The sequence below is a fragment of the Photobacterium lucens genome, from assembly GCF_009873615.1.
In the GTDB taxonomy this organism is placed as follows: Bacteria; Pseudomonadota; Gammaproteobacteria; order Enterobacterales; family Vibrionaceae; genus Photobacterium; species Photobacterium lucens.
In genome coordinates, this window is record NZ_SSMG01000463.1 from 1 (window position 1) to 20,715 (window position 20,715).

Consider the following 20,715-nt stretch of genomic DNA (forward strand, 5'->3'; position numbering starts at 1 on the left):
GCTTGTGAATTATACAATACACGATGAGACTTAAAAAAAGGTGTAAGATTTATCAAATTTGTTGAAGTAAATCATTGCTGATAAGGCAATTGAATGAAAAGATAGTCAATCTTCTCTGCTTTTTTAGGCTGTAAGTTAATTATTGCGACTTGGCGCACTGAATTTATTTAGGGAAACATCATGTCTCAGCACTCAGAAAAACCGCAATCATTCGGTATGGAAGATGTCGATATCGTTGCCAAAGAAACGGTTTATCAAGGTTTCTTTAAAATGGTGAAATACCGTTTTCGTCATAAGCTTTTTGCAGGTGGTTGGAGTGGTGAAATCAGTCGTGAAATGTTTGAGAGAGGACATGCGGCAGCATTGTTGCCTTATGATCCTATCACTGATGACGTGGTGCTGATTGAACAATTTCGTGTTGGTGCGATGGCAGCAGATTGTGCGCCTTGGCAGTTAGAAATTGTTGCAGGCATGATCGATCACCAAGACGAATCGGCCGAAGATGTCGTAAAGCGCGAAGCAGTGGAAGAAGCAGGCTTAACGGTTTCAGCAATAGAAAAAGTCACACGTTACTTATCAAGTTCTGGTGGCTGCTCTGAAATGCTCGATATTTTTGTTGGAACTGTGGATAGCACGCAAGCGAGCGGTATTCATGGCCTAGCAGAAGAGAGTGAAGATATTCGAGTGCACGTAGTATCACGTGAACAAGCCTATGAGTGGGTAGAATCTGGTAGAATTGAAAATGCAGCCACCATTATTGCATTACAATGGTTACAGCTTCATTATTCACGCCTGCAAAAATAGGCAAACAAAAGGTCGTAATGACCAAAGGATTTTATCTTTGAACTCTCGGTATTCTGTTGATTTATCAAGCTTGATGCGCTTGTATGAAACCAATTATGCTAAGTTGCTCCCGTTATTACCGCGTAGTGATACGGTGGGGGATGAAAGGTTTTATCGAGTGTGTGATGATGTGTATTGCCTAAAAATCATTGAATCAACACGCTATACCACGATGATTTCTCTTGAGTTACAAGGGGAGCAATCTGTTGCTGATTATCTTTCTCCTTCGTTAACGATCAGGCTTTATCATGATGCTAAAGTCGCAGAAGTGTGTTCTGCGCAGCAGATTTCTCGATTAAAGCCAATATATGATTATCCTAACTTGCGTATGCATCAGAAAGATGAGAAACATCAAGTAAATCGTTTTTTAGGCGATTGGTTAAACCATTGTTTACGCCATGGGATCAGTAACCAATCTGTTTGCTAATTATATTTGATTGATTTAAAGACAAGGTTTTTGACGTTTTGCAGACCTATTTGCTGCCTCAGTTGAACCCTGAAAGTGTGGTTCTTCTTCAAATTACAGATACCCATTTGTTTGCCAATGAATCAGGTGCATTACTTGGTGTGGCAACACAAAAGAGTTTTCATGCCGTGTTAGATGCGGTAGATACGGTTGCACGTGAATTTGATGCCATTGTTGCAACGGGTGATATTTCTCAAGATCATACGCCTGAATCTTATCAAGAATTTGCCACGGGCATTGCTCGCTGGTCACAGCCTTGTTTTTGGTTACCGGGCAATCATGATTACCAGCCGACGATGGCATCAGTGCTCCCGTCGGAGCAAATTAAACCCTGTGAACAAGTCTTAGTGGGCGAACATTGGCAAATGATCCTATTGGATAGCCAAGTGGTTGGTGTTCCGCACGGTCAATTATCTCAAGCGCAATTATCGCTCCTTGATAACGCGTTATCGCAATACCCAGAACGTCATGCATTAGTGCTATTGCATCATCATCCGTTACCTGCGGGCAGTGCATGGCTCGATCAGCATCAATTACACAATAATGATGCATTATGGGAAGTGATTGAAAAGCACCCTCAGGTTAAAGCGATCCTTTGTGGGCATATTCACCAAGAGCTCGATCGTATGTATCGTGGGGTACGAGTACTTGCGACGCCATCAACGTGTATTCAATTTCTGCCAGACTCAGATGATTTTGCGTTAGACCAAGAAAATCCAGGTTGGCGTTATTTAGAATTAACGTCGACAGGCGACGTTATCACTCATGTTCACCGCCTTGACGGTGATCAGTTTAAACCTACCTTTGATGCCGCAGGTTATTAATGCAATCGGTTCTTGTTTATCTTCATGGCTTTAATAGCTCGCCACAATCATTAAAAGCCTTACAAATGGCAGAGTATTGTGCTGCACATCGTCCTGATATTCAGCTCGTGATGCCGCAACTGCCAAGCTATCCTAATGATGCTGCTGAGTATTTAACGCAGCTTATGGAGAGCTTAAAAGATGGCGATAACAAGATTGGTTTAGTTGGGAGTTCACTCGGTGGATACTTGTGTACATGGCTGAGTGAGCGATTTGATGTGCCAGCGGTACTGGTGAACCCTGCCGTTAAACCTTATGAGTTGTTGGTTGATTATCTTGGATCTCAGCAAAACCCATACAGTGGTGAAGAGTATGTCCTAGTGCCTGAGCACATGGCACAACTGCAGCAACTTGATGTGGAAACGATAACCCACCCAGAGCGTTTGTGGGTACTACTGCAAGAAGCCGATGAAGTGCTAGATTATCGCCAAGCTGTCACCAAATATGCACAATCTAAGCGCACTATTGAGCCGAATGGCGATCATAGTTTCGTTAATTTTGAACGATTTCCAGCTGCCATCATCCAATTCTTAGATTTATAACAGCGGCAATAATGCCATGTTTAGCATTCGCTAGCAGGCGAGAGTCACTATATACTCTCTATCATTGTTTGTATTTCTAAAACATATTTACCCTGAGGTGCTTATTGATAAGCGCGTCAGAACTCACAGTCGTGAGCCTTAATGTTTCCCAGAACTTGACATATAAGGCTGGGTTACTGACTATTATTTTCAAAATTTTCCCGTAAATTTCAGTGATATGACAGATCAAAGCTATAACGCTGGAGCCATTGAGGTTCTTAATGGCCTTGAGCCAGTACGTCGCCGTCCCGGTATGTATACCGACACGGCGAGACCTAACCATTTAGGTCAAGAAGTTATCGATAACAGTGTCGATGAAGCATTGGCTGGACATGCCCGCAAAGTTGAAGTGATCCTACATGCCGATCAATCGTTAGAAGTCGTCGATGATGGTCGTGGTATGCCTGTTGATATTCACCCTGAAGAGGGAGTATCAGGGGTTGAGCTGATCTTATGTAAGCTGCACGCTGGTGGTAAATTCTCTGGTAAAAACTACCAATTCTCTGGTGGTCTACACGGGGTAGGTATCTCAGTGGTAAACGCCCTTTCTAAACGTGTTGAAGTCACGGTAAAACGTGATGGTCAGGTTTATCAAATTGCCTTTGAAAACGGCGATAAAGTGTCCGAACTTGAAGTGATCGGTACTTGTGGTCGTCGTGCGAAAGGTACTCGTGTTCATTTCTGGCCGGATGCAAAATACTTCGATAGCGCAAAATTCTCAGTTTCTCGCCTTAAGAGCAATCTAAAAGCCAAGGCAGTACTATGCCCGGGACTAGAGATTGTTTTCACTAATAAGATCACTGATGAAACTATTCGTTGGTGCTACGAAGATGGCTTGAAAGATTATCTTGCGGAAGGTGTTAAAGGTTATACCTTACTGCCAGAAGAGCCATTTACAGGCGTATTTAACGCACAAACGGAAGCGGCTGATTGGGCATTATTGTGGCTACCTGAAGGTGGTGAACTGATCACTGAAAGTTACGTTAACCTTATTCCTACCGCCCAAGGTGGTACCCACGTTAATGGTCTGCGTCAGGGCTTGCTTGATGCGATGCGTGAATTCTGTGAATTCCGCAATTTATTACCGCGTGGTGTAAAGCTAACTGCAGATGATATCTGGGATCGCTGTGCTTACGTACTATCAGTAAAAATCCAAGATCCGCAATTTGCAGGCCAAACCAAAGAGCGTTTATCGTCACGCCAATGTGCTGCATTTGTTTCAGGTGTGGTGAAAGATGCCTTTAGCTTATGGTTAAACGAGCGCCCACAACTGGCTGAACAACTGGCAGAAGTGTGTATTGCGAATGCCCATCGTCGTATGCGTGCCAGCAAAAAGGTTGTCCGTAAGAAGATTGCCTCAGGCCCTGCACTGCCAGGTAAATTGGCTGACTGTTCACAGCAAGATCTCAACCGCACCGAATTATTCCTAGTAGAGGGTGACTCGGCAGGTGGCTCTGCGAAGCAAGCACGTGATCGTATGTATCAAGCGATCATGCCACTTCGCGGTAAGATCCTAAATACGTGGGAAGTCTCTGCCGATCAAGTGTTAGCTTCACAAGAAGTCCATGATATTTCGGTCGCACTGGGTATTGATCCTGATAGCGATGATTTAAGCGGCTTACGTTACGGTAAGATCTGTGTGCTTGCCGATGCGGACTCCGATGGTCTTCATATCGCAACCCTACTTTGTGCGCTATTTATGAAGCACTTTGAAGCGCTAGTACGTGCTGGTCACGTGTTTATCGCAATGCCACCACTGTACCGTATCGACTTGGGTAAAGAAGTGTACTACGCCCTTGATGAAGCGGAGAAAAATGGCATTTTAGATCGCTTAAAAGGCAAACGTGGCAAAGTGAACGTACAGCGATTCAAAGGTCTGGGTGAGATGAACCCACTGCAGTTGCGTGAAACGACCATGGATCCAAATACTCGCCGCTTAGTCCAGCTGACTATTGATGATGACAGTGAAACGAACGAAATGATGGATATGCTTTTAGGTAAAAAGCGTGCCGAAGATCGTCGTCATTGGTTACAAAGCAAAGGCGATATGGCTGAAGTATAAGCAGCTTTTTCTACTCTATTTCATCCGCAGGCAATGGCTTGCGGATAAGCAAAATTAAAGACGGATTATCTTACGATGACAGATGTCTCAATGGATGGCGTTGAACAGCTTCCGCTAAGGAAGTTTACTGAAGACGCTTATTTAAATTACTCCATGTACGTGATCATGGATCGTGCCTTGCCGTTCATCGGTGATGGTTTAAAACCGGTACAACGTCGTATTGTTTATGCGATGTCAGAACTGGGGTTAAGTGCGACAGCAAAATATAAAAAATCTGCTCGTACCGTCGGTGACGTACTAGGTAAATACCACCCACACGGTGATTCAGCTTGTTATGAAGCCATGGTATTGATGGCGCAGCCGTTCTCTTACCGCTACCCACTGGTTGACGGTCAAGGTAACTGGGGTGCTCCGGATGATCCGAAATCATTCGCGGCGATGCGTTATACCGAATCACGTTTGTCTCGTTTTTCTGAAGTGCTGCTTTCTGAGCTAGGTCAAGGTACGGCTGATTGGGTTCCGAACTTTGACGGTACCATGCAAGAGCCAAAAATGTTGCCAGCACGTCTGCCGCATATTTTGCTTAATGGCGTGACGGGTATTGCCGTTGGTATGGCGACAGATATCCCACCGCATAATGCCCGTGAAGTGGCAAATGCGGCAGTACATATGATTGATAATCCAAAAGCGGATCTTGATGCGCTGATGGAATTTGTTCAAGGTCCTGATTACCCAACAGAAGCGGAAATCATTACTTCGAAAGCAGACTTAAAGAAAGTCTACAAGAGCGGTCGTGGCAGCATTAAAATGCGTGCGGTTTGGCATAAAGAGAACGGTGATATCGTTATTACTGCGCTGCCACACCAAACATCCGGTGCGAAATTACTTGAGCAAATCGCAAGCCAAATGCGTGCGAAGAAATTGCCAATGGTGGAAGATCTTCGTGATGAATCTGATCACGAAAATCCCACTCGTATCGTGATTGTGCCACGTTCTAATCGTATTGATTGCGAGCAGTTGATGAATCACCTGTTTGCTTCAACAGATTTAGAAAAGAGCTTCCGTGCCAACCTGAACATGCTTGGTCTTGATGGTCGTCCGCAAGTAAAAGGTTTAGTACAAATTATTGCTGAATGGTTAGAGTACCGTCGTACTACTGTGCGTCGTCGTCTGCAATACCGTTTAGACAAAGTGATTGCGCGTCTGCACATCTTAGAAGGCTTACTGGCTGCTTACCTAAACATTGATGAAGTGATTGAAATCATCCGTAGTGAAGATGATCCAAAAGCCGAGTTAATGTCACGTTTTGATTTATCTGCGATTCAAGCCGATGCGATTTTAGAAATTAAATTGCGTCAGTTAGCGAAACTGGAAGAGATTAAGATCCGTGGTGAGCAAGACGAACTTTCTAAAGAGCGTGAGCAGCTAGAGAAGCTATTAGGCTCTGAGCGTCGTCTAAATACCCTGATCAAAAAAGAAATTCTATCAGATGCTGAAAAGTATGGTGATGAGCGTCGTTCACCGCTTGTTGAGCGTGAAGAAGCAAAAGCACTGACTGAGCGAGACTTGATTCCAAGTGAAGCGATTACCGTTGTACTGTCTGACAAAGGCTGGATCCGTCATGCGAAAGGTCATGAGGTTGATCCAACCACGTTAAGCTATAAGTCTGGTGATAACTACCTTGCACATGCTCGAGGTAAGAGTAATCAGCCAGCTATCTTCCTAGGATCTGATGGTCGAAGCTATGCGTTAGAATCTCATAGTTTACCGTCAGCACGTAGCCAAGGTGAGCCAATTACAGGTCGCTTGAATCTAACACCTGGCACAAATATGCGCCAAGTGTTGATGGCAGAAGATGAGCAACTATGGTTAATGGCATCGGATGCAGGTTACGGCTTCATCTGTAAGAGTACGGACATGGTATCGAAGAATAAGAGCGGTAAAGCCTTATTAACCGTACCTGAAAATGCTGCCGTATTACCGCCTCAGCCCGTTGATAATATTGATAACGACGAGATCTTAGCGATCACTAATGAAGGTCGTATGTTATTGTTCCCAATTAAAGATTTACCACAACTGGGTAAAGGTAAGGGTAACAAGATCATCAATATTCCATCGGCACGTGCCAAAGCTCGAGAAGAGTTCTTGTCTTATCTTGCGGTGATTGGGGCAGATACCCATGTTACATTGCATGCAGGTAAGCGTAAGCTGTGCTTAAAACCTGCGGATTTAGATAACTTCCGTGGTGAGCGTGGTCGTCGTGGTTCAATGCTACCACGTGGCTTACAACGTGTAACACGTATGGAAATTGACTCACCGAAAGACGCGAGTTCTGATTCAGATACTGACGCTTAAATATTGCGTTTATGAATAGTTAAAGCCCTCTTATGAGGGCTTTTTTGTGTTATTTATCCCTGTATTTACCATTAACATTATTGTAATTAATGGGTAAAGCGTACACATAAAGCGTGTATTTTCTCTTATGCTGAGTATACTAGCGAACGCTTGTACGCTGAGGAGAGCTAAAATGATTTTTCTATTGCGGATTTTTGCTGTCGCAATTTTTGCCATCGTCATGTTTATCGGTGGCTGTGGTTACTGTTTATTAAGCCCACGTAACCCTAAACACGTTTATACGTTTGGACGCTTATTTAGCAAGATGTCACGTGTACTTGGGATCAAATTAGAGATCCGTTATGCCGATGATGCAGCTGAAGAACTAGGCTCTGCGGTATACATTGCTAACCATCAGAATAACTACGACTTATTTACAGTATCTGGTGCAATCATGCCACGTACCGTGACGGTAGGTAAAAAGAGTCTTGTGTGGATCCCTTTATTTGGTCAGCTATATTGGATCACAGGTAACATCTTAATTGATCGTGCTAATCGCAGTAAGGCTGTGAGCACCATTAGCCAAGTGGTTGAGAAGATCAAACAAAATAAAGTATCGGTGTGGATGTTCCCTGAAGGCACACGCTCTCGTGGTCGTGGCTTACTGCCATTTAAAACGGGTGCTTTCCATGCCGCTATCGGTGCCAATGTTCCTGTTGTGCCTATCGTTTGTAGCTCTACAGATAATGTAAGCTTAAATCGCTGGGACAATGGTGTTGTTATCGTTGAAGTAATGAAGCCTGTTTCAACGGATGGCTTAAGCAAAGATGATGTTCGCAGCTTATCAACTCGTTGTCATGATTTAATGGCAGAGAAGCTAGCAGAGCTAAATGCTGAAGCGAATGAGCGTAACAAGCGCTAAAATATAATAATAGAGAACACCAAGTTTTAATGAACAAGGACATGTTGATGACATGTCCTTGTTTTATTTTATTCCCCTGAAGATACAGGGAATCATAGCTAACAGAAGAAAAAGAATAATGACGGAAGAGTATGTGATCTTGGTTGATAGCCAAGGTGAATTCCAAGGCTTGCAAGAAAAAATGGCAGCGCATAAAGAGGGCGTGTTGCACTTGGCCTTTTCGGTGCTGTTGTACCGTAATACCCCTTCAGGTCGAGAATATTTGCTACAACAACGTGCAATGCACAAATATCACAGCGGTGGTTTGTGGACCAATACTTGTTGCTCTCACCCTCGTCAGCATGAATCGATAGAGCAAGCAGGTATTCGTCGGTTAGCTGAAGAGATGGGGATCATTGAGGTTCAAGCATTAGCTGATATTGGTCACTTTTGCTATCACGCAACGCTTGATAACCAACTGTTTGAGCATGAGCTTGATCATGTCTTAGTTGCAGATACTGGCGAGATCAGCGTTGTACCTAATCCTGATGAAGTGATGGATTATCGCTGGTGGAAAGAAGAAGACATTAAGCAAGCTTTAGAATCACAGCCTGAGTTATTTACCGCATGGTTTAGCCAAGTATTTGCTTTTGCAATTAAATAAGTCATCAATAGCGCACAATAAAAAAGCTGCCAAGGCGTTCACCTTGGCAGCTTTTTTTATATCTGTTTTCTGGTGCAGATGAGTTTAATCGCGCACCATCAATACGAGATTATTTACGAACAGCGATAGCTTCGATCTCGATTTTCACATCTTTTGGTAGACGTGCAACTTCAACACAAGAACGTGCTGGGTATGGTGCATTGTGCTCGTCGAAGAAGTTACCGTAAACTTCGTTAACTGCTGCGAAATCGTTAAGATCTTTAACGAAAACCGTCATTTTTACGATGTCTGAAACTTGTAGACCTGAAGACTCAACAACAGCTTTAACGTTATCTAAAGATTGACGTGCTTGTGCTGCGATATCTTCAGGCACTTCACCTGTTGTTGGATTTACAGGGATCTGACCTGAAGTTAGTACCATGTTGCCAAGATCAACACCTTGTACGTATGGACCGATTGCAGCAGGAGCTTGCTCTGTGTGAAGAACCTTAGTCATTGTTTTTCCTTACTTATTGTCAGGTTGTGCTCATACGGTGTAAATACAACGAGAGCAAATATAGGTAAACAGTGGATTCATGCTAAGCATGTCACCGATATTGTTATAGTTATGGGGACAAAGTAAGAGATATTCAAGCTGCAATCGAGGTTTTTATCGTAAGCCTAGACATTGACAGACTGCGGCTTCACATTCTCCGATCTGCTGAATATCGTGAGGTGCAACCATGATGGTGTCATTACCAGCAATAGTGCCTAAAACTGTAGTATGAGGATGAAGATCGATGATCCTAGCAACCAGTTGTGCACAACCTGGACGTGTTTTTACCACCACGAGTAGTTGATTATGGGTAACTGATTCTATTTGCGATGAAATTGCAGCGTGCAGGTGTGCAGGCTCTGTACTTTCGGTTAAGCAGTAAACTCTTTTGCCGTAAGCATTGGGCACTTTAATGATTTTAAGCTTTGCCAAAAGGCGCGATACCGTAGATTGACTAATATCTTCAAAGCCAAGTTCAGCTAATGAATGGCGAATATCATCTTGAGTGGAAAAGCTTTGTTTTTGTAATAGCCGTTTGCAGGCAGCTGTCATATCTTCATCGTTGAAATGACAGGAAATAGCGTTAGGGAATTCATGCCCAGTCACGGACAGCTCCTTGTATTTATTGTTATTGGATGCGGCTGTGCTAGTAAGACGCAAAGCAAAAGAAAGGGAATACCTTTAAGGAATAAAATAATATCAATTAAGGAGAATAAGAAACTTGATGGTTATCACTAAACTGTGATTAGCATAACGTATTGATGTGTAGTGTTAATACTGATTTTCAGAGAGGTGCTGATGGTTGTGGTAAGCTCATTGATGATATGTAATGAATTGCCTGCTATGACGGTTTGCATAGCAGGCAAAAGAATTGACTGAGGTTAAGCGCCGCACTCGGTCACAATTTCGCGGGAGAAGACTTTTTCGCAGTATTTACATTTCAGCTGAATATCTGCTTTTTTGGTTAATACTTTAAAACCGCTATCGACGGGCTCGCCGTGGGAAATACAGTTCGTATTTGGACACTTAAATACTGCACCGATAAAATCTGGCAGTGATAAATTCAGTTTCTTCACCACTTCATAGTTTTCAATTTGGTTAACTGTTGCTTTCGGTGCGTATAACGCTAGCTGGTTCGCTTGATCTTCATTGATAAAGACGTTTTCGATCTTGATCAGATCTTTGGCACCAAGTGCTGACGAAGGCAGATTCAGACCAATAGTCACGCGCTGGTTTGAGTTATCCATGCTAAATAGCTTAAGTACCTTAATGCCTACGTGAGCAGGAATATGGTCGATAACAGTGCCGTTTTTGATGGCTTCAACTTTAAGTTGGGTTTCTTTAGACATGATCATCGCTCCTGCTTATAAAGTTTCGTTAAGAACTAGGGCTAATAGTGCCTGACGTGCGTAAACACCGTTCTCTGCTTGCTGGAAGAAGTAAGCATGCTTGGTTTTATCGACATCTACCGTAATTTCATCAACACGTGGCAGAGGGTGAAGCACTTTTAAGTTGTCACGTGCACCTTCAAGCATCTTCGCCGTTAAGATGTAAGCTGCTTTCATATGTGCGTACTCAGATTCGTCAAAGCGCTCTTTTTGGACGCGAGTCATGTAAAGGATATCGAGCTCTGGGATCACATCTTCCATATCGCTATGCAAGCTGTAAGCGATACCTGCGTCATCTAATTCTTCACAAATATAGTCAGGCATTGCGAGTACTTCAGGTGCAATAAAGAAGAACTTCACGTTCTCAAACTTAGATAGTGCTTGGGTTAAAGAGTGCACGGTACGACCGTATTTCAAGTCACCGACAAAAGCGATGTTGATATTATCTAGCGTACCTTGGGTTTCATAGATGGTGAACAAATCTAACAGGGTTTGTGTTGGGTGCTGGTTTGCCCCATCACCGCCATTGATCACAGGCGTACCATTTGAGAACTCAGAAGCTAAACGTGCTGCACCTTCTTGAGGGTGACGCATGACAAAAGCATCAACATAAGAGGTGATCACTTGAACGGAATCAGACAGGGTTTCACCTTTATTGGCAAGTGAAGTATTGCCTGCGGTATCAAAACCTACCACTGTACCGCCAAGGCGTTGAACAGCAGTTTCAAAGGAAAGGCGAGTACGGGTTGAAGGCTCAAAGAAGCAACTTGCGATAACTTTGTTTTTTAGCAATTCCGGATTTGGCTCGGCTTTTAATTGTCCAGCGGTTTGGATAATTAGTTCAAGCTCGGCGCGGCTTAGTTCTGGGATGGAAATAATATGCTTTTTAAACAGCGAATTAGCCATGGCTTCTTTCCCTCAAAATAAAAATAAATAACGCTAATAAACGGTCAAACCGTGCTATTTGCCGATTTCCAGACAAAAAAAAGCCTCCTTAACAAAAGGAGGCTTTTTTTGAAAAAATAGAAACACGAACCTTCGTGAAAAAGCGGTGACGATAAGTTGTTAGTAACGTTATTGTCAGGTTCATGTGTTAGCTCGTGTTAGACAAATTGGCAAGGATTATACCGCCATTTTTTAGTGACGCAAGCGTTTGCGAAAACTATCAATTGTCTATCGTTATTAGTGACCTAATGTTGCCACCATGACTGCTTTGATGGTGTGCATACGGTTTTCAGCTTCATCAAAAACAATGGAGTGTTTAGACTCAATCACTTCATCAGTGACTTCAATACCCTGTGCAAGCTCTGGATATTCTTGTGCTAACTCTTTACCAATCACCGTGTCTTCACCATGGAAAGCGGGTAAACAGTGCATGAATTTTACATGTGGGTTGCCTGTTGCTTTGAGTAGCGCCATATTCACTTGATACGGTAGCATCAGCTTAATACGCTCGGCCCAAGCTTCTTTTGCTTCTCCCATTGATACCCACACATCGGTATATAAGAAGTCACAGCCTTGCACGCCTTCTTGCACGTTCTCTGTTAGGGTGATTTTCGCCCCTGTTTCAGCTGCGATGGCTTGGCACTGTGCGACTAGATCTGCTTCAGGCCAAAATGCTTTTGGTGCTACAAGGCGAATATCCATCCCCATTTTTGCCGCACCGACAAGTAGCGAGTTACCCATGTTATTGCGTGCATCGCCTAAATAAGCAAAGGTGATTTCATGAAGCTGTTTGCCGCGTCCATGCTCTTGCATGGTTAAGAAATCTGCCAGAATTTGAGTTGGATGGAATTCATCGGTTAAGCCATTCCAAACTGGTACGCCTGCGTATTGCCCTAACTCTTCAACCACAGACTGACCAAAGCCACGGTATTCAATACCATCGTACATACGACCCAATACGCGCGCAGTGTCTTTCATCGATTCTTTGTGACCAATTTGCGAGCCCGATGGGCCTAAATATGTAACGCGTGCGCCTTGATCGAATGCTGCCACTTCAAATGCACAACGGGTACGCGTTGATGCTTTTTCAAAAATGAGCGCAATATTTTTTCCCGTTAGGCGTGGCTGTTCATAGCCATTATATTTCGCTTTCTTTAATTCAGCGGAGAGCTCTAGCAGGTGTTGAATTTCACGAGGAGTAAAATCGAGTAATTTAAGGAAGTTACGGTTACGAAGATTAAAAGCCATACGAGTTCCCTCTGTTCATTTTATGCTGCTTTACATCGAATGCGACCTGTCATCCCTAGGTGCTCGATATTTAATAATGTTACGTTATGTTTATCTTATTATTAGCTTGTTGTGAATACTTGTTCGCTTATTAAGCAATTTTATTTACTTTAATTAGGCTTTTATCATGGCTTATAGACAGTCCAACATAGTGGGATAACAAAGGCTATTTAGGGAATTGTCAGTGGTGGTGTTTTAACAGGTGGTAATTGAGTGCAAACCATGCGATATTTGCCAGCAAATTGATTCCACAGTTGGAGTGAACCCATGTCTTATGCAGAACTAATCGAAGAGCAAAAAGAAGAAACGCGCGAAATTATTGCCGCACTACTTGAAGATGGCAGTGAGCCAGATGCTCTTTATACGATTGAGCACCATTTCTCAGCTGATACATTTGAAGAGCTAGAAGGTGCAGCTGTAGAAGCATTTAAACTTGGTTTTGAAGTACTAGAAGCTGAAGAGCTTGAGTTAGATCCAGAAGATGGCGGCGGTAAGGTTGTTTGCTTTGACGCGGTAATGGAATCGGCACTAAAAGCTGAATTGATCGATGAACAAGCTGAGAAGTTGATCAAACTTGCTGAAAAACACAAGATCGATTACGACGGTTGGGGTACTTACTTCGAGTCTGGTGAAGACGACGACGAAGAGTACGACGACGAAGAATAATCGTTTAAAAATAGACGAATAATAAAAAAGCCGGCATATTTGCTGGCTTTTTCGCCTTTTAGCTGTGGGGACTCGCACTTTTTATTCTGCTTAATGATCAAACTTTAATAATGATCACAGTGTGTTATTGAAAAACTGCGTAGATATACCTTTTTTATTATCAAGCTTACTGAGTGTACTCAGTGCTGGAGTTATGATGACAATTTCGCTTAATGGTCAATGGCAATTAACCTGTGTTCAGCGAGCGGCTTTACAAGATCTGCATATTGATTTACCAGGTGATGTTCATTCTGCACTTTTTGCTGCAGGTGAGATCCCTGATCCTTACTGGGCAACCAATGAAAAGAAAGTCCAATGGGTTGGGGAGTGCGACTGGATAGTAAGTCGACAGTTCGACTTAACCGAAGCGCAGTTAGCCTGTAATGCGATGGATTTAGTGATGGATCACCTTGATACCGTTGCTGAAATTCGTTTAAACGGTCACACCGTGGCTGATTTCAATAATATGTTTATGCGCCACAAAGTGGATGTATTAAGTTGTCTGCAAGTTGGCAGCAACCGTATTGAAATCGTATTACATCGTGCCGATCTTGCTGCTAAAAAGCGTGCTGATAAACTGCCATTTCCAGTACCATGGGCGGAAGGAAACAACCAAATTCCACATATGAATACCTTGCGTAAAACCCAATGTCATGCAGGTTGGGACTGGGGTATTTGTTTATCGGTTCTTGGGGTATATGGCGATATTGAGCTACAGCCAATTGAGCATGTTCGTATTAGTCATATTAGTACGAAGCAAAAATGGTTAGAGCAAGAGTGTGAGCTTTCCGTTACCTTGAACTATGAAGTGGTGTCAGATAAAGGTTTAGCGACAGCCGCCGTCACGTTTGATGATCAAACCTTCCAGTTAACGCTTGATCGTGATGCAACCAAAGCGTGTGTGTTATTCCGTATTGTTGAGCCTCGTCGCTGGTGGCCAGCAGGTTACGGTAAACAACGCTTATACGATCTAAAAATTGAAGCTGATGGCAATAAGATCGATAAGAAGATTGGTCTGCGTAAGCTTGAGTTGATCACCGAAGATGATGAACTAGGCCAGAGCATGGTCTTTAAAGTGAACGATGTTGATATATCAGCTCGCGGTGCAAACTGGATCCCAATGGATGCGATGCCAGCGCGTATGACGGATGAACGTTATCGTTCACTGTTAGAAGATGCAGTTGCCGCCAATATGAATATGCTACGCGTATGGGGCGGTGGAATGTATGAAAAAGACATCTTCTATGAGCTATGTGATGAGCTTGGGATCTTAGTGTGGCAAGATCTTATGTTTGCCTGTGCGCTATATCCATCAACCCCTGATTTTGTGGCAGAAGTGCGTCAAGAAGTGGAATATCAGGTGCGTCGTCTAAAAGATCACGCCAGCCTTGCGCTATGGTGTGGTGATAACGAAGTAATCGGTGCGATCAGCTGGTACCCAGAGTCTCGTCAAAATCGTGAAAAATATCTAGTTAACTACGATCGCTTAAATCGCGCATTAGCTGAAGTGGTTGAGCAAGAAGATCCTTCTCGTCGTTTCTGGGCGAGTTCACCATGTAACGGTGAGTTAGACTTTGGTGATGCATGGCATGACGATAAACGTGGTGATATGCATTTTTGGGATGTGTGGCATTCAGGTAAAGACTTAGAAGCGTACCAAAGTGTCACCCCACGTTTCTGCTCTGAGTTTGGCTTCCAATCATGGCCATCTTTGCCTACAGTGAAGACATTTGCACCTGAGCAAGACTGGAACATCACCTCACCAAGTTTTGAGTGTCATCAGAAAAACAGCCGTGGTAACTCAATCATCACTGAGATGTTTACCCGCTATTTCCGCTTTCCTAATGGTTTCGTCAATATGCTGTACTTATCGCAGGTACAACAGGCGATGGCGATCAAAACCGCAGTGGAATACTGGCGCGCCCATAAGCCAACCAACCGTGGCATTTTATACTGGCAATTAAATGATTGTTGGCCAGTAAGCTCATGGTCATCGCTGGAATACAGCGGCCGTTGGAAGCAGTTGCACTACCATGTGCGTCGTTTCTTTGATCAGCAAATGGCGACCTTTATTCGTGATGAACAAGGGGTCAAGCTGCATTTGATCAACGATGGTCGTGACAGTGCTGAGCTGAAAGGCGAAGTGGTATGGCAAAGTTGGGAAGGTGAGATCTTATATCGTGAGCCGATTTCTGAATTCTTAACTCCTGATAGCACAAAAGTGGCATGGGAGTGGTTGAATGAAGATTTAGATGGGCGTGAAAACGAAGGCTTTTTCCATGTTCATTTACGCAATGGCGAGAAGTTAATTGAAAATACCTACTTCCCAGCCAAACCGAAAGAGTGTGAATTAGAAGATCCTGATCTGCGTTTTGAAGTAGCAGAGTTACATGGTGAGATCTTTGTGATGTTAAGTAGCAGTAAGCCTGCTTTTTATGTCCATCTTGAGTTTGAAGGGGAAGGGCGTTTTGAAGATTCAAGCTTTACCCTTGTTCCTGAGCACCAACGCCAAGTTAAATACTTAGGTTCAGCTAGTTACGATGAACTAGTGCAAGGTTTACGTGTTTATCACCTAAAGCAAAGTTATTAATTCATAGTACTTGTGAGAAATATAAAGCCTGCTGAGTCACTCCGCAGGCTTTTTTATTGTCTTAACCTTACACCTTAATAACGGGTTAGAAGGTTTTTAGCATGTGAATTTCACACGCATCATGCCCGGTACTGCCTAATGCAGTAGGAATTTCAACGAAACCTAGTGATTGATAGAGTTTCACTGCTTCTTTTAACACTTCAGTGGTTTCTAAATAGCAGCCTTTAAAGCCATTTTCTCGAGCAAACTTTAACGCTTTAACGGTCAGTGTTCGTGCGAGTCCTTTGCCTCTGAGCTCGGGTAAGAAAAAGACTTTTTGTAGCTCACTCCACTGCGTATCACCCGCTAATGGTGCGATGCCGCCACAGCCTAAAATTCGATTATTTTTTTCTATTACCCAATAGTGGCTATTCGCAGCTTGGTAGTGCTGACACAGATCATCAAGGTGAGGATCGGCAACACTAAAACCTCTATCAGGTGTTAATCCATATTCTGCTGATACCCGACGAATAAGCGCTGCAACGGCGGCATTATCTAGCGGTGTGATTGCTCTTATCGTATAACCGTGTTGATGCTCCGTTATCGTTAGCGCCTTGTAGTAACGGATCAAGCTACTTTCGAGTTGGTCGATTTCGTCTTGATCAAGTTGATCTAAAATCGCTTGGGTATCTTGATCTAGTTGGTGGTGCAAGGTGGTGAGAGTGCGTTTACCATTTGAGGTAAGTTGAGACAGTTGGCTACGTTTATCATCAGGATTTGGGATTGAATCAATAAGCCCTTGATTGAGCAGCATGGCAAGATTACGACTGGCATTGGATTTATCAACCCGTAGCCGTTCAGCCATTTGATTAACTGTACAAGGGCCTTGCTCAAGTTCAATCAAGGTATGTGCTTGGACTGGGGTTAAGGCGAGTTGTCCACATTGGCTATTGAGCATGCCTAATTGACGGACTAATTGCCGAGAGAGTTGACGAAGTTGTTGGGGCTGCATGATCCATCCTTGAGTTTAATTGCACAACGCAATTAAATTAGTTGCAGCCTACAACAATGTCAATCGATCTTATTGTTAATGATGTTGTGATCAGTGCTGACAAGCCATTGCGTCTAACCAAGAGTGTTGGTGTTTTTCTTGTTGGCTATTGTCTTTACGTTGCCATACACGCTCATGGAAGTAGTAAGCCATGGTATTAATCGCAGGCTCAACCATTGCCATTAAACTGCCAATAAGGATGTCACCTGTTAGTAGATACACTACGCTAAATGCAACGCTGAAATGAATAATCGCAAAGCTAACGGTTTTACGACTTGGTGTGCTAAAGCGTGACTGTTTAAGTGTTTTGCTTTGCCACACTTTTTCATGGAAATAGAAGGCTACGGTGTTAACCATAGGCTCGATCATTGCGATTAAACTACCAATAATAATGTCGCCTGTAAGAAGGTAAGCCACTGTAAAAGCAACAGTAAAATGGATGGCGGCAAAACTGATTGTTTTTTTCATAATCTGATCCTCAATTCGATGAAGTCATTATCATGGAAAAACATCAATAACTAAATTCGTTACTTTATATTCTACTAATAGGTAAAAGCTATTATATGATTAAAGAGATCAAACTGGAGATATAAAAAAAACCGACAGCCTAAGCCATCGGTTTTTATTACGAGAGATTATCAGTGCAGATTATAGTGCAGCGATAGTTTCTTTTTGCTCAGCAAGTTTAGCAAGTGCTTCTTGGTAGCCTTCAAGCTTCTCACGCTCTTTTGCGATAACCGCTTCTGGCGCTTTAGCAACGAAACCTTCGTTACCTAGCTTACCTTCGATGCGCTTGATCTCACCTTCAGTCTTGGCAATTTCTTTTGCAAGACGTGCAAGCTCTGCATCTTTATTGATTAGGCCCGCCATTGGGATCATTAGCTCAGATTTCGCTACCAGTGCTGTTGCACATGCTGGTGTTTCTGCGCCAGCTTCTAGTACGTTTAGTGACTCCAGTTTCGCTAGAGACATTAGTACTGTACGGTTAGCTTCAAGGCGTGCTGCATCTTTTTCATCAGCTGCTTTTAGCATTACGTCAAGTGGCTTGCTTGGCGCAATATCGTATTCCGCACGTAGGTTACGGATACTAGTGATAAAGCCTTTCACCCACTCGATATCAGCTAGTGCTTCAGCGTCGAAGTTGTTTTCATCGTACTGAGGTAGAGCTTGTAGCATGATAGTGTCACCTTCAACACCGTCTACTAGCGGCTTCACGCTCTGCCAGATAGTTTCAGTGATGTAAGGTAGTACTGGATGAGCAAGACGTAGAGTCTTCTCAAGTACTGTGATTAGGGTACGGCGCGTTGCACGTTGTTGTGCTTCAGAGCCTTTCCATAGAACAGGTTTAGTTAGCTCTAGGTACCAGTCACAGAATTGGTTCCAGATGAATTCGTAAAGCGTATTCGCAGCCATATCTAGACGGAAGTTGTCGATATGTGCGTTGAATTCTTTTGCTGCTAGCTCGAACTGAGATTCGATCCACTTATCAGCTAGAGAGTATTCAAGCTCGCTATCTGCAGCAAAACCACAATCTTGATCTTCTGTGTTCATCAGTACGTAACGGCTTGCGTTCCATAGCTTGTTACAGAAGTTACGGTAACCTTCAAGACGCTTCATATCCCAGTTGATGTCACGGCCTGTTGAAGCCATTGCAGCTAGGGTGAAACGTAGTGCGTCTGTACCGTATGGTTCGATACCATTTTCAAATGTCTTACGGGTGTTCTTTTCGATCTTCGCTGCAAGTTGAGGCTGCATCATGTTACCAGTGCGCTTCTCAACCAGAGATTCAAGATCAATACCGTCGATCATGTCGATAGGGTCAAGTACGTTACCCTTAGACTTAGACATCTTGTCGCCGTTTTCGTCACGGATCAGACCCGTTACGTAAACTGTCTTGAATGGTACTTGTGCTTTGCCGTCTTCATCTTTACAGAAGTGCATGGTCATCATGATCATACGTGCAACCCAGAAGAAGATGATGTCAAAACCTGTCACCAATACATCTGAAGGGTGGAACGTTTGAAGATCTGCTGTGTTTTCAGGCCAGCCTTGCGTACCGAATGTCCATAGTGCAGAAGAGAACCATGTGTCTAACACGTCATCGTCTTGGCGAAGCACCACAACAGGTGCAAGGTTGTTTTTCTCACGAACTTCTTCTTCTGTACGACCTACGTATACATTACCGTTGTTGTCGTACCATGCTGGGATGCGGTGACCCCACCAAAGTTGACGAGAGATACACCAGTCTTGAATGTCACGCATCCAAGAGAAGTACATATTTTCGTATTGCTTAGGTACAAACTTGATGTCACCGTTTTCAACGGCTTCTACCGCAGGTTTAGCTAGCGGTGCAGTACGTACGTACCATTGGTCAGTTAGCATTGGTTCGATAACCACGCCACCACGGTCGCCGTATGGCACTTGTAGGTCGTGATCTTTGATCTCTTCTAGAAGACCTAGTTCATCGAACTCAGCAACGATAGCTTTACGTGCAGCGAAACGCTCCATACCGTGGTATTTCGCAGGTAGCTCTGCGCTGTATGCGTCGCTTGGCTCACCGTTTGTATTAAATACTTCTGCCGCGTCACGGATGTTAGCGTCAAAAGTTAGAATGTTGATCATAGGTAGGCTATGACGCTTACCTACTTCGTAGTCGTTGAAATCGTGCGCAGGGGTGATCTTCACACAACCTGTGCCTTTTTCCATGTCAGCGTGTTCGTCACCAACGATAGTAATACGACGACCTACGATAGGGAGAATGATCTCTTTACCGATCAGATCCATGTAACGTGGATCTTCTGGGTTCACAGCAACACCTGTATCACCTAGCATGGTTTCTGGACGTGTGGTTGCAACAACGATGTAGTCTTTACCGTCTGCTGTTTTCACGCCATCTGCTAGTGGGTAGCGGAAGTGCCACATGTGGCCTTTGGTGTCTTTGTTTTCTACTTCTAGATCTGAAATCGCAGTGTGTAGCTTAGGATCCCAGTTAACTAGACGCTTACCGCGGTAGATAAGATCGTCTTCGTATAAACGTACGAATACTTCTTGTACGGCATTTGATAGACCGTCATCCATCGTGAAGCGCTCACGATCCCAGTCTACTGATGCACCAAGACGACGAAGCTGTTTAGTGATTGTGCCACCAGATTCGCCTTTCCATTCCCAGATCTTGTCGATGAAAGCATCACGGCCGTAGTCGTGCTTAGTTTTGCCTTCTTCAGCAGCAATCTTACGCTCCACAACCATTTGGGTAGCAATACCTGCGTGGTCAGTACCAACCTGCCATAAGGTGTTTTTACCTTTCATACGCTCACAACGGATCAGGGTATCCATGATGGTATCCTGGAACGCGTGGCCCATGTGTAGGCTACCAGTGACGTTTGGTGGTGGGATCATAATGCTGTAAGCATCTTTAGATGTATCACCATGAGGCTTAAAGTAACCAGCCTCTTCCCAGCGCTGATATAGCGCTTGTTCAATTGATTGTGGGTTGTATGTCTTTTCCATAGCGCTCTTAG

General features: G+C 43.6%; 18 protein-coding genes. 10 read left to right on the forward strand and 8 right to left on the reverse strand.

Annotation, left to right across the window (positions count from 1 at the left end; translation table 11 throughout):
- The first annotated feature begins 180 nt into the window (after window positions 1-180).
- From nudF to idi, 8 genes are all read left to right on the forward strand, one after another.
- On the forward strand, window positions 181-804 hold the full coding sequence (gene nudF / locus E5A76_RS18790; RefSeq protein ID WP_161119856.1) for an ADP-ribose diphosphatase: 624 nt from the start codon (window positions 181-183) through the stop codon (window positions 802-804).
- A 37-nt stretch (window positions 805-841) separates the two neighbouring features.
- Window positions 842-1,270 (forward strand): DUF1249 family protein, encoded by a 429-nt coding sequence (locus E5A76_RS18795; RefSeq protein WP_107167032.1) that lies wholly within the window; start codon window positions 842-844, stop codon window positions 1,268-1,270.
- Between the two features lie 38 nt (window positions 1,271-1,308).
- On the forward strand, window positions 1,309-2,133 hold the full coding sequence (gene cpdA / locus E5A76_RS18800) for a 3',5'-cyclic-AMP phosphodiesterase (RefSeq protein ID WP_053987205.1): 825 nt from the start codon (window positions 1,309-1,311) through the stop codon (window positions 2,131-2,133).
- Window positions 2,133-2,714, forward strand: a complete 582-nt coding sequence (gene yqiA / locus E5A76_RS18805; RefSeq protein WP_161119857.1) for an esterase YqiA — start codon at window positions 2,133-2,135, stop codon at window positions 2,712-2,714. The genes cpdA and yqiA overlap by 1 nt, the downstream gene beginning before the upstream one ends.
- 217 nt (window positions 2,715-2,931) lie before the next feature.
- Window positions 2,932-4,815 carry a DNA topoisomerase IV subunit B gene (parE, locus tag E5A76_RS18810; RefSeq protein WP_161119858.1) on the forward strand — a complete coding sequence of 628 codons (1,884 nt, stop codon included), beginning with the start codon at window positions 2,932-2,934 and terminating at the stop codon, window positions 4,813-4,815.
- A 75-nt stretch (window positions 4,816-4,890) separates the two neighbouring features.
- The gene (parC, locus tag E5A76_RS18815) at window positions 4,891-7,170 is read left to right on the forward strand and encodes a DNA topoisomerase IV subunit A (RefSeq protein ID WP_161119859.1); all 2,280 of its coding nucleotides are present in this window, start codon (window positions 4,891-4,893) and stop codon (window positions 7,168-7,170) included.
- Window positions 7,171-7,342: 172 nt separating this feature from the next.
- On the forward strand, window positions 7,343-8,071 hold the full coding sequence (locus E5A76_RS18820) for a 1-acylglycerol-3-phosphate O-acyltransferase (protein WP_008989779.1): 729 nt from the start codon (window positions 7,343-7,345) through the stop codon (window positions 8,069-8,071).
- 118 nt (window positions 8,072-8,189) lie between these two features.
- The gene (gene idi, locus E5A76_RS18825; protein ID WP_161119860.1) at window positions 8,190-8,714 is read left to right on the forward strand and encodes an isopentenyl-diphosphate Delta-isomerase; all 525 of its coding nucleotides are present in this window, start codon (window positions 8,190-8,192) and stop codon (window positions 8,712-8,714) included.
- 109 nt (window positions 8,715-8,823) lie between these two features.
- Here idi and E5A76_RS18830 read toward each other — a convergent pair whose 3' ends face one another.
- The 5 genes from E5A76_RS18830 to E5A76_RS18850 all read right to left on the reverse strand — a co-directional run bounded on the left by E5A76_RS18830 (window position 8,824) and on the right by E5A76_RS18850 (window position 12,830).
- On the reverse strand, window positions 8,824-9,210 hold the full coding sequence (locus E5A76_RS18830) for a Rid family detoxifying hydrolase (RefSeq protein WP_053987200.1): 387 nt from the start codon (window positions 9,208-9,210) through the stop codon (window positions 8,824-8,826).
- A 153-nt stretch (window positions 9,211-9,363) separates the two neighbouring features.
- A complete protein-coding gene (locus E5A76_RS18835) occupies window positions 9,364-9,801 on the reverse strand; it encodes an arginine repressor (protein ID WP_053987229.1) in 438 nt (145 codons plus the stop codon).
- A 329-nt stretch (window positions 9,802-10,130) separates the two neighbouring features.
- On the reverse strand, window positions 10,131-10,598 hold the full coding sequence (gene pyrI / locus E5A76_RS18840; RefSeq protein WP_053987199.1) for an aspartate carbamoyltransferase regulatory subunit: 468 nt from the start codon (window positions 10,596-10,598) through the stop codon (window positions 10,131-10,133).
- A 15-nt stretch (window positions 10,599-10,613) separates the two neighbouring features.
- Complete coding sequence (gene pyrB, locus E5A76_RS18845) at window positions 10,614-11,543, reverse strand: aspartate carbamoyltransferase (RefSeq protein WP_161119861.1); 930 nt, start codon at window positions 11,541-11,543, stop codon at window positions 10,614-10,616.
- Window positions 11,544-11,819: 276 nt separating this feature from the next.
- Complete coding sequence (locus E5A76_RS18850; RefSeq protein WP_161119862.1) at window positions 11,820-12,830, reverse strand: ornithine carbamoyltransferase; 1,011 nt, start codon at window positions 12,828-12,830, stop codon at window positions 11,820-11,822.
- Window positions 12,831-13,136: 306 nt separating this feature from the next.
- On the opposite strand from E5A76_RS18850, the gene rraB reads away from it, so the two are divergent.
- Together rraB and E5A76_RS18860 are read left to right on the forward strand one after the other, a co-directional pair.
- Window positions 13,137-13,535, forward strand: a complete 399-nt coding sequence (gene rraB / locus E5A76_RS18855) for a ribonuclease E inhibitor RraB (RefSeq protein WP_008989772.1) — start codon at window positions 13,137-13,139, stop codon at window positions 13,533-13,535.
- A 196-nt stretch (window positions 13,536-13,731) separates the two neighbouring features.
- A complete protein-coding gene (locus E5A76_RS18860; RefSeq protein WP_161119863.1) occupies window positions 13,732-16,164 on the forward strand; it encodes a beta-mannosidase in 2,433 nt (810 codons plus the stop codon).
- 85 nt (window positions 16,165-16,249) lie between these two features.
- Here the strand turns inward: E5A76_RS18860 and E5A76_RS18865 are convergent, their stop codons facing one another.
- The 3 genes from E5A76_RS18865 to E5A76_RS18875 all read right to left on the reverse strand — a co-directional run bounded on the left by E5A76_RS18865 (window position 16,250) and on the right by E5A76_RS18875 (window position 20,704).
- On the reverse strand, window positions 16,250-17,155 hold the full coding sequence (locus E5A76_RS18865) for a bifunctional helix-turn-helix transcriptional regulator/GNAT family N-acetyltransferase (protein WP_161119864.1): 906 nt from the start codon (window positions 17,153-17,155) through the stop codon (window positions 16,250-16,252).
- A gap of 90 nt (window positions 17,156-17,245) precedes the next feature.
- Window positions 17,246-17,662, reverse strand: a complete 417-nt coding sequence (locus E5A76_RS18870) for a DUF2061 domain-containing protein (RefSeq protein WP_161119865.1) — start codon at window positions 17,660-17,662, stop codon at window positions 17,246-17,248.
- Between the two features lie 180 nt (window positions 17,663-17,842).
- Window positions 17,843-20,704, reverse strand: a complete 2,862-nt coding sequence (locus E5A76_RS18875; RefSeq protein ID WP_161119866.1) for a valine--tRNA ligase — start codon at window positions 20,702-20,704, stop codon at window positions 17,843-17,845.
- Between the last annotated feature and the right edge of the window lie 11 nt (window positions 20,705-20,715).

What these genes read in the sequence shown, in the direction of transcription:
- nudF (WP_161119856.1), top strand. Translation starts at nt 181, where the DNA reads ATGTCTCAGCACTCAGAAAAACCGCAATCATTCGGTATGGAAGATGTC.
- yqiA (WP_161119857.1), top strand. Translation starts at nt 2,133, where the DNA reads ATGCAATCGGTTCTTGTTTATCTTCATGGCTTTAATAGCTCGCCACAA.
- parE (WP_161119858.1), top strand. Translation starts at nt 2,932, where the DNA reads ATGACAGATCAAAGCTATAACGCTGGAGCCATTGAGGTTCTTAATGGC.
- parC (WP_161119859.1), top strand. Translation starts at nt 4,891, where the DNA reads ATGACAGATGTCTCAATGGATGGCGTTGAACAGCTTCCGCTAAGGAAG.
- E5A76_RS18820 (WP_008989779.1), top strand. Translation starts at nt 7,343, where the DNA reads ATGATTTTTCTATTGCGGATTTTTGCTGTCGCAATTTTTGCCATCGTC.
- idi (WP_161119860.1), top strand. Translation starts at nt 8,190, where the DNA reads ATGACGGAAGAGTATGTGATCTTGGTTGATAGCCAAGGTGAATTCCAA.
- E5A76_RS18830 (WP_053987200.1), bottom strand. Translation starts at nt 9,210, where the DNA reads ATGACTAAGGTTCTTCACACAGAGCAAGCTCCTGCTGCAATCGGTCCA.
- E5A76_RS18835 (WP_053987229.1), bottom strand. Translation starts at nt 9,801, where the DNA reads ATGACAGCTGCCTGCAAACGGCTATTACAAAAACAAAGCTTTTCCACT.
- pyrI (WP_053987199.1), bottom strand. Translation starts at nt 10,598, where the DNA reads ATGTCTAAAGAAACCCAACTTAAAGTTGAAGCCATCAAAAACGGCACT.
- pyrB (WP_161119861.1), bottom strand. Translation starts at nt 11,543, where the DNA reads ATGGCTAATTCGCTGTTTAAAAAGCATATTATTTCCATCCCAGAACTA.
- E5A76_RS18850 (WP_161119862.1), bottom strand. Translation starts at nt 12,830, where the DNA reads ATGGCTTTTAATCTTCGTAACCGTAACTTCCTTAAATTACTCGATTTT.
- rraB (WP_008989772.1), top strand. Translation starts at nt 13,137, where the DNA reads ATGTCTTATGCAGAACTAATCGAAGAGCAAAAAGAAGAAACGCGCGAA.
- E5A76_RS18860 (WP_161119863.1), top strand. Translation starts at nt 13,732, where the DNA reads ATGACAATTTCGCTTAATGGTCAATGGCAATTAACCTGTGTTCAGCGA.
- E5A76_RS18865 (WP_161119864.1), bottom strand. Translation starts at nt 17,155, where the DNA reads ATGCAGCCCCAACAACTTCGTCAACTCTCTCGGCAATTAGTCCGTCAA.
- E5A76_RS18870 (WP_161119865.1), bottom strand. Translation starts at nt 17,662, where the DNA reads ATGAAAAAAACAATCAGTTTTGCCGCCATCCATTTTACTGTTGCTTTT.
- E5A76_RS18875 (WP_161119866.1), bottom strand. Translation starts at nt 20,704, where the DNA reads ATGGAAAAGACATACAACCCACAATCAATTGAACAAGCGCTATATCAG.